Here is an 8,600-nt window from a genome sequence, read left to right as displayed (position 1 = left end):
TTTTAGCACCGCAGGATTTTAAGTCCTGTGCGTCTGCCAGTTCCGCCACTCCAGCATAATTATCTTTCCGCCTCTCAGCGACAAGTTTTATTATAAGGTATGACATGTATACTGTCAACACTTTTTTATATTTTTTTATTTATATACTCCATAAATTCTTAAAACCATTAAAAATGGCGGTTTTAGAGCTTATAAATTTAATATAAACCTCTAAATATATCTTATTATTTGCTAAAAATAATAAAAATCGGATGTATTCATCCGATTTTTTTATTTAAATACTTTATATTAACCTAAGTTCTTTCTACCTTTTGATTTAAACTCTTGATGTTTTTTAACATCTGCCATCTTCTCTTCACTATCCTTAAGGAACTTTGACATTATATCTTCAAAATTATTTGAAGAAGACTTTTTCTTTTCTGAGTTCCAGTCAATCTCTACAGGTTTAACTGATTTCTTTTGAACATTTGCTTGCTTTATTGAAAGGCTTATCTTGCCATTATCATCTACAGATATAACTTTCACCTTTACCTTATCTTGCTCTTTTAGGTGAAGCCTTATATCTTTTACAAATGAATCTGCCACTTCTGAAATGTGTACAAGTCCAGTCTTACCTTCTACCTCTACGAATGCTCCAAAGTTTGTGATGTTAACCACTGTGCCTTCTAAAATGTTTCCTGCCATTAAGGTCATGTTAAAAATGTTCCTCCTTAAAATAATTTGAATATTAAAATTTATGTTATTTGTATAATAACCTATTTTGTGGAGCTTGAATCATTACTTACAGTATTATTGTCTTTAGTTATAATCTTCTTTTCACCAGGTTTAATCATACCTAGCTTCTCTCTAGCCATCTTCTCACTATAAGCATCAGTTTTTGACATATTAACTTGATCTTTTAATCGATCATTTTTTTCTTTCACTTTATCTAGTTCTATCTGTCTTTCAGTTACCTGCTTATCAATCTTTCTCATAGTAACTTCTTGCCTTATAAAACTAAAACTAAATATTGAAAAAATTAAAAATATCGCTATATTTTTAAGAGTAAACTTATTTCTCATAATCAAGCCCCTTTGATTTCCAAAAAAATTCATTTATACTCCTATTTTAATGACTATTCATTTTTTATTCAAGTTATTTTTTTATCCAATTACTTATTGATTTTATTTCTTAAAAATATACTTTTAAAAATATAGAGCAAGTTTTTAAAAATCACTCTAAATCCTCTCCCAGTAACCCTCTCTGCTTTTCTTTCAATCTTCATTAATTTATCACTAAATAAGTTAAGATATATAAGTGCTCCTATTATTATAAACAGGTATACATACATTCCCAAGAAAGCATAATTTACATAAAGAAGGAACGTAAATATTATTATTGCATTTAACACCCAAAACAAAAAATCTTCTATGAAAATTATGAATTTAGGAGCACCGAATCCTCTTACAATTCTGTAAAAATCAAAAAGTATACCAGCTATTAAACCTGCCATAAGACTAAATATTACTATCTCAAATTGTATCTTTAACGGAAGCAGCATAGCATCACCTATTTAAATATCTTTTTTAAGATACTTTCTTTCTCTTTTTTTACTTCACCAGAATAAATCATAGCTGATACCTTTCCTACAATAACTACATCTCCATTTTGTACATCAAGCTTATTCATCTTAAGCCCCTCACCTTTTACAGTAAGCATCCCTAAGCATGTATTTAACAATATCTTTTCTTCATCAAAGTTGAGAACTTCCACAACGCCTGTTAAAACAACCCTTTTTCTGTTTTCTAGTGTTAGGTTGCTTTTTCTTTCTTCAGCTTTTAGCTCCTTCTTATTCTCCATAATATCCTCCTATATGTTTTTATAATAAACTATATGACTAATTTTTTTGATATATTCGATAGATTAATATTTTTATTTATAGTGAGGATTATGTCTTATTTAAATAGCCTTCAAATAAACTTATTAAAATATATACTTGCTGAGACTTAAAAAGTATTTATTCTTTATTTTAGATATAATATAAGCCCCTTCTACTGAAATTCATATTGATTTTATCTATATATACTATGATATAGATAAAAAAAGTTTCTTTGACTTTTATGTCAAAGAAACTTCTACTCCTCGTCTCTATCTTCTTCACCTTCAAGAATTTCATACATTGCCTTTGCATTTTCTTTTTTAACATGTTCAACTATACTAATAATTTTAGCCTTTAATTTTTTATTAGCAAATACAATTTCAATTATATCATCTACTTTTACCTCAGTGGATGGTTTTGCAACTTTACCGTTTATCGATACCCTTCCACCTTCACAAACCTCTTTAGCAACAGTTCTTCTTTTTATTATTCTTGAAACTTTAAGGTATTTATCTAATCTCATATATAACTCCTTATAATTTTAAGAACCCGAGAATACTCGGGCCCTATAAATATATGTCTATTACTTATTAACTTTTTCTTTGAATTCTTTACCAGCATATCAGCCGTAAAGAGGAACCCATATTGATTATATACTATAGATGTTGATATTACAATATCTGTGTTTAAATATATTACATAATACAATAAAGATTCTAGTGTAGAATAAGGATTGCATTTCACACAAATTAGTAGTGTATGAAAAAGCAAAACTTTCATATATATGTGTGTTATTTTAGAGTATTTATACAAGATATAAGGCAGGTAGTTTTATAAGTTAAGGTAATTACTTCAAATGCAATATAGATAAACATTATAAACCCATTAAACTTGAATATCCTCATTATGTATATATCATTAGCTATCCTAACATACTTTCCGCGAATCATCCTGGTCATGTAAATCAGCACTAGGCAATTACCTATTACGTATAAGTCAAGATATTTATTCCACTTCTTCAATATGATCTAATTACTTAAAATAAGAATTACCTTATAATATACTTTCAAAATATTTTGAATCGCTTACAACTCTTATTACATTTGATAATTCGATAATAGGTATAATTTTATCAGCACCAAATTTTAGTAACCATCTTTCTTTTTCACATATTAGCTTTAATTCCGTTCCATCAATTAACTTTTTCTTCTCATTAACTTCTATATCTATCTTCCAGCAAACTATACAATCAAAAGTCTCATAAGGATGGTCATGTTTAAAAATATTACTTAGCATAAATTCCATTTCTACCAATAAAGGATTTCCATCATTATTAATGCATATTAAATCTGTTGTCGAATGCTGTGAGTAATGTGCTATAGAATCTATATATTTAATATGTTGCTTAAATTTATTATTACTTAATAGCGCCGTGAGCAATAATGCAACTTGAGATTCATTATCCGGAATCTTTTTTATCGGTATATTGTCTATATTTAATCCTTGTAATTTAGAGAAATTAATTAATCTATTCTTTAGCGCCACATTTTTATCTTGTATCTGAGCTTGGCATTCTTCTTCTTTCCTCATTTTGAAATACACACTCTCAGCAATTGGTAATATGTCTTCATCAATAATTTTTTTAGCACTACTGAGTATCCATTTAACTTTAGGATCGTCTTGATTACTTATATTATTTCTATCAGCGGTTAACTCAAAATTTTGAGAATTTACTACAAGGTGAAAATGATGATAATTCGGATTTGTTATAAGACTAGACTTTTTAGTTACTGGTATAAAGTCCTTAGCCAAATATACTCCAAATCTATTTTTTAATCTTTCTGAATGTCTTAGTTTGCATATTGATTTTCTACAATTAACCCCTGATACAGTTCCGTACATTTGAAAAGATACATATTCTCCGTTTATATTAGTGCTTCTATGATATGGTCCAAAATGTCTACAATAGTTAACTGATCTTTTATACACCTTTTCATGTTCGTCATCTTTTGGATTTTCCTGCGGTGGATAAAACTGATGTGTTCCTCCTATCTCTTCCTTAACCTGCTGTATTTTATCATTTATAAATATTCTAGGAGCTACTTGCATATTTTTAACATATCTATTTAATTCAGAATATGTAGCAAATAGATTCTTAAAGCTACCACCAGCAGTAAACCATAGTATATAGTCCTTCAATGTATAGAAATTGAAATACTTCTCAGGATTATCAATTAAATATCCTTCAATCTTAACTGTCGTACCATCATTTCCTACAATTGGAGCTGTATTTTCTATAGTATAAACTGGAACCTTTCCATTACTTAAATTCTCCCATGGATCATCCATTACTGCTATAGTTCTTTCTACATTTTCTTTTTGAGCTATTACAGTTATCCTTTTGCTTCTAAAAAATATTTTAGTTCCTAAGCCCTTCTCTCCAATATTTCTGGTGTCTTTACATGAATCTCCTAAGTTAAAGAAGCGCTCAATTTCATTTCTTCCCATCCCAACTCCATCATCTATAAAATCTATACAAAATAGTCCTTCATTATTTCTATATAATTCTATATTAATATTTTTAGCCTCGGCATCTATAGAATTACTTATAGCTTCTCTAGGAACTTCTAAAGGATTCACTATATTTTTTGCAATTTCTTTATACATGGAAGCATCTTTCACTAATGGTATACACTTTTCCAAATCTATCACTCCTATTTAAAAATTTTATCAAACCTCTGAAACTTGTGTATTGCACAACTTTTATTTTGAGCAATTTACTAAAATTAATACATAAATTGTTTAAGGATGATTGATATGGAAAGAAAAAATATCATTGGAAGTAAAGTAAAGTTATTTCGTAAACAAAAGAATTGTACTCAAAAAGATTTAGTTGCAAGAATAAATATACAAGGAGTAAAAATCGACGAACCAATGCTTTCTAGAATTGAATCAGAAACTAGACCGGTATTCGATTATGAAGTTTTTGCAATTGCAAATGCTTTAAGTATCAACATTGATGACTTATTTAAATTTAAAGAGTAAAAAGACTTAACTGCTTAGATAAAGTTAAGTCTTTTTTATTTACTATTAATTTAGCTTTTAAATATTTATCATTAAACTCCTTTAATAAAAAAATTCAAAAAGCATTTACTTATATTTATTAAAAATTCTTCTTTGCAATTACTATTATTATAAATATTATAATTGTTACAATTAATAGTTTTGTTAGCAATAGCATTTGTATGTATCTACTTTCTATTTTATTATATAAATTTTTCCATGGAACAACGGTATGTAATACAATCCATTTACAAAAGTGATATATATTTTCTTTAGAATTAATCAATACTGACCAATAAGCTAGCTCAGATATAAAGTGTATTTGAGTAAGCTTCAGTATTTTTTCTCGGCTATCTTGTCTTTATGGGGAAGTAGCAATTTTATGTCTACTATATTTTTAACTTTACTTTTAGAAATATATATCGATTCATTTCTGTGAAATACTACATATAAATCATCTTTAACAAAGAGAATCTTTCCAATAATGCTCCTTCCAGTATCAAGGATTATTTCTTTATTTTTTATAGAATCAATTCTATTTATCATCCTTAAAAATCCATATAACAATATAAAAATTGAATACATGATAATACAATATAAGATAGCTTCATTTTATATTTTAAGTATGCACGATTGCAAGATGAGTTATAGAAAACTAACTATATAGTGTACATCACTTAACTAGAACATTGCTTACTATATCTACTGTATTCTTATTATATGAGTCAAGTCTTATAAAACCAATTTCTTCAAAATTCAAGTTAGCCTTATTTTCAATAAGAGCTGCAAACTCATCACTGTGAGTGCTTACTATAACCTGCCTGTCTGAAAGAATATTAGTAATTGTATCAATAAACGAATATGCATTAACATCATCCATATTTTGAAATGGATCATCTATCCCCAAAACCTTAAGTTTAGTCCATCTTTGCGTAATATTTAGTGCAATAAAAATACAGACTGCTAAAATATTTGATTGTGCTGAACTTAATGTGAGGCTCGCATTTACTAGCTGATACAATTTATTTTCATCTAATTTTATTAATTCATCTCTATCTATTTTATCTTTACTTAATATAATAAATAAATTCCCAGTTTTCGTAATTAAATTTACGTGTCTTGCAAATGCATGGGGACTTATTTCAAAAAAAAGCCTATCTATTATTTCATTATAGTGATTCATATAATCTCCCATTAATTTGCTTTGTATTAGTTTACTCTCATTTTCAATTTTCTGTAAATCAGAAATATATTGCTGCTTCTCTTGTATACCATCAATAATAATTTTCTTTTTAGCTTTGGCTTCTTTAATCTGATTTACTATACCTTTATAATCTGACCTCAATTCTGATACTGACACTTGTAAAAAGTTACATTCTAAAGTGCGTGATAGTGCTTCTAATTCGGCATTTATTTCGTTTAAAATTTGCTCATTGTGATTTAATGAAATACTTAATTTTTTTATATCTTCTTTGGTTCCTAAAAATTCTGGCATTAATTTCTTAATATAACTAGTTTTCTCTTCCTGGACCTCTTTTTGTTTATTAATCTGTTTCAATTTACTATTGATATCTAAATACTCATCATTTAAAGACTTTACTTCAAATTCTATTTTTTTTATATTTAATTCGGTTAAATTAATATCCTTTTCTAAAACTGAGTTATTCTGATTCAAATACTTTTGAAAATCCTTAACTTCATTCTTAATATCATTTAACTTATAACTTTTATTAATAATCTGCTTATCAAGAATTGTAATTTTTTCTTCAAGACTCTCCAGCTGTTCAACTATATTAAATGACTTTGAGCATTCTTCTATAGCTTTAATATAGTTGCTTTCACTTTCTTCTAAGGTTTCAATATCAGACTTTAATAAATCAGGATTTAATGTTGATTTAGATATCTCTATATCGCTAAGAATAACCCTCTCTAAGTAACTTTCTTTATTTAATAAATCCATATTTTTTTCTATTTGTGAATTTAAAACTCTTAGTCTTTTTTCTGCTTGTAATATATCACTATTTATTTGCAATTTCGTTTCATTAAGATTATCGACTTCACTAATTGCCTCATATATTTTTAACCTTATAGCGTCTTTTAGTTCTATATTATCTTTAAAACTGCTACCGCAGACCACACATTTATCATAATTATTATTAAGTATATATTGTTGAACATTATAGATAATTTGATTAATTGAGTCATTTTCACTTTCATCTATGCTTTTAACAATATTAATTAACCTAGAAGAATTAACTTGTATATCATCTTCAACAACTTTCTTTTCCTTTGCTAATTCACTAATTGTCTTTTTAATTGAATCAATATTATTAATACATTTACGATATTCAGATTCTTTAGTTTTTAGATGCAAAGCTCTTTTTACTTCTAGTACCTTTATATCCATATCTTTGAGCCAATCTTTAAATCTATTAATGCTGCCAAAAACATCGATAACATGCAAAATTTCAGGAATAGCTAATATTTTATTTTTTTTATCTTTCAAAATTTCTATATTTTTTTCTAACTCATTTAATAACTTCAATTCATCATTATATATTTTATTGTAGTTATTAGCTTTTAAGAGACCTTGATATAATAACTTAATCTGAGAAAGTTTTTCTTCATTGGATTGTATTTCATTAGATTTGATCTGAATTAATTGTTTAATTTCTTTTGTTTTATTATTTATTATTACAACATCTTCTTCATATAATGATTCAGATTTGTTTAGGATTGCTAACTTTTTATATATATCATCTAGTCTATTTTTAATATATTTTCTTGCATTAATTAGTTCTTCCTTAAATCCATTATCCAAATAAGAATTAACCCATAAATGCAACTCCTTATTTTCCTCTATTAGATTATATTTTTTTATATTTTCATTAAACTTTTCTATTATCTGAACTTCATCTATTACTAGAACTTCTTTAACATAACTTTCTTTACTCTCAATTTCTGCCGATAATTTGAAATCCATATTATTAAGATTGTCTATTTTATGTTGCAATGAATCGCTCATTGCTGCTTCCACTTGAATAATTTCTTTTTTATCCGCTAATAACTGATTTATATACCTTCTAAATTCATCACCATATTTTTTCAACCCCAATATACTTTCCATAACTCTAAATCTATCACCTGGCGCTTTACTCAACACAAATTCTGATACGACCTCTTGAGATAATATTTGAGTTGATACAAAGAATTCTTTAAATATCTTATCTTGATTAATTGGATTACTTTGCATATCATCATCAATTACATCAATAAGAATTTGTTGAATAATTTTGTTTCCTTCTCTTACACCAACCTCTTTATTATCTACTTTAACTTTACATTCACCTCTAGTATTAGTTGATGATTTATTTAATGTTCTAATAATCGTATGTCTCTCTTTATCATTAGCTAAAACTAATTCAACCTGCATTTTAGCGTTATTGTATTTAACCAAATCACTATTTATTAGGTAATTAAATTTGCTAGGTTCCACTGATCCTTTATATCTGCTTATTTCTCCTAATAAACACCATTCTATTGCATCAAATATAGTACTCTTTCCATGACCGTTATTCCCTTGAATAATTAATAGCTTTATATCACTAAGATTAAATGTATACTCCCCGTTAAATATTCTAAAGTTTTTTATTCTCAATTTTTCAATTTTCATTTATTA

General features: G+C 26.8%; 9 protein-coding genes. 1 reads left to right on the top strand and 8 read right to left on the bottom strand.

All coding sequences use genetic code 11. The features are described 5' to 3' along the window. Positions 1–288: 288 nt before the first annotated feature. The 6 genes from GXK57_RS01840 to GXK57_RS01815 form a co-directional block, all read right to left on the bottom strand. Positions 289–693 (bottom strand): S1 domain-containing RNA-binding protein, encoded by a 405-nt coding sequence (locus GXK57_RS01840; protein WP_128211194.1) that lies wholly within the window; start codon positions 691–693, stop codon positions 289–291. A gap of 62 nt (positions 694–755) precedes the next feature. After that, positions 756–1,061, bottom strand: a complete 306-nt coding sequence (locus GXK57_RS01835; RefSeq protein WP_160670545.1) for a septum formation initiator family protein — start codon at positions 1,059–1,061, stop codon at positions 756–758. 89 nt (positions 1,062–1,150) lie between these two features. Further along, positions 1,151–1,540, bottom strand: a complete 390-nt coding sequence (gene yabQ / locus GXK57_RS01830) for a spore cortex biosynthesis protein YabQ (protein WP_128211192.1) — start codon at positions 1,538–1,540, stop codon at positions 1,151–1,153. A gap of 8 nt (positions 1,541–1,548) precedes the next feature. Continuing rightward, the gene (yabP, locus tag GXK57_RS01825) at positions 1,549–1,839 is read right to left on the bottom strand and encodes a sporulation protein YabP (RefSeq protein ID WP_128211191.1); all 291 of its coding nucleotides are present in this window, start codon (positions 1,837–1,839) and stop codon (positions 1,549–1,551) included. Between the two features lie 275 nt (positions 1,840–2,114). Beyond that, positions 2,115–2,381 (bottom strand): RNA-binding S4 domain-containing protein, encoded by a 267-nt coding sequence (locus GXK57_RS01820; protein ID WP_128211190.1) that lies wholly within the window; start codon positions 2,379–2,381, stop codon positions 2,115–2,117. A gap of 530 nt (positions 2,382–2,911) precedes the next feature. Beyond that, positions 2,912–4,561 carry an ATP-binding protein gene (locus tag GXK57_RS01815; protein WP_160670542.1) on the bottom strand — a complete coding sequence of 550 codons (1,650 nt, stop codon included), beginning with the start codon at positions 4,559–4,561 and terminating at the stop codon, positions 2,912–2,914. 114 nt (positions 4,562–4,675) lie between these two features. Between GXK57_RS01815 and GXK57_RS01810 the strand changes: the two genes are divergently transcribed. Continuing rightward, positions 4,676–4,903: a helix-turn-helix transcriptional regulator gene (locus GXK57_RS01810; RefSeq protein ID WP_160670539.1), complete on the top strand. Its 228-nt coding sequence runs from the start codon at positions 4,676–4,678 to the stop codon at positions 4,901–4,903. Between the two features lie 351 nt (positions 4,904–5,254). Here the strand turns inward: GXK57_RS01810 and GXK57_RS01805 are convergent, their stop codons facing one another. Both GXK57_RS01805 and GXK57_RS01800 read right to left on the bottom strand, forming a co-directional pair. After that, complete coding sequence (locus GXK57_RS01805; protein ID WP_160670536.1) at positions 5,255–5,467, bottom strand: hypothetical protein; 213 nt, start codon at positions 5,465–5,467, stop codon at positions 5,255–5,257. Positions 5,468–5,594: 127 nt separating this feature from the next. After that, the gene (locus tag GXK57_RS01800; RefSeq protein ID WP_160670533.1) at positions 5,595–8,594 is read right to left on the bottom strand and encodes an SMC family ATPase; all 3,000 of its coding nucleotides are present in this window, start codon (positions 8,592–8,594) and stop codon (positions 5,595–5,597) included. Between the last annotated feature and the right edge of the window lie 6 nt (positions 8,595–8,600).

The sequence above is a fragment of the Clostridium sp. C8-1-8 genome, assembly GCF_009928445.1.
In the GTDB taxonomy this organism is placed as follows: domain Bacteria; phylum Bacillota; class Clostridia; order Clostridiales; family Clostridiaceae; genus Clostridium_AR.
The sequence above is the reverse complement of the archived record's forward strand: the minus strand, read 5'-3'. Positions and strand labels throughout refer to the sequence as shown.

Coding starts and splice junctions, on each gene's coding strand:
- yabP (WP_128211191.1), bottom strand. CDS start 1,839: ATGGAGAATAAGAAGGAGCTAAAAGCTGAAGAAAGAAAAAGCAACCTA.
- GXK57_RS01800 (WP_160670533.1), bottom strand. CDS start 8,594: ATGAAAATTGAAAAATTGAGAATAAAAAACTTTAGAATATTTAACGGG.
- GXK57_RS01840 (WP_128211194.1), bottom strand. CDS start 693: ATGACCTTAATGGCAGGAAACATTTTAGAAGGCACAGTGGTTAACATC.
- GXK57_RS01810 (WP_160670539.1), top strand. CDS start 4,676: ATGGAAAGAAAAAATATCATTGGAAGTAAAGTAAAGTTATTTCGTAAA.
- GXK57_RS01835 (WP_160670545.1), bottom strand. CDS start 1,061: ATGAGAAATAAGTTTACTCTTAAAAATATAGCGATATTTTTAATTTTT.
- GXK57_RS01820 (WP_128211190.1), bottom strand. CDS start 2,381: ATGAGATTAGATAAATACCTTAAAGTTTCAAGAATAATAAAAAGAAGA.
- yabQ (WP_128211192.1), bottom strand. CDS start 1,540: ATGCTGCTTCCGTTAAAGATACAATTTGAGATAGTAATATTTAGTCTT.
- GXK57_RS01805 (WP_160670536.1), bottom strand. CDS start 5,467: ATGATAAATAGAATTGATTCTATAAAAAATAAAGAAATAATCCTTGAT.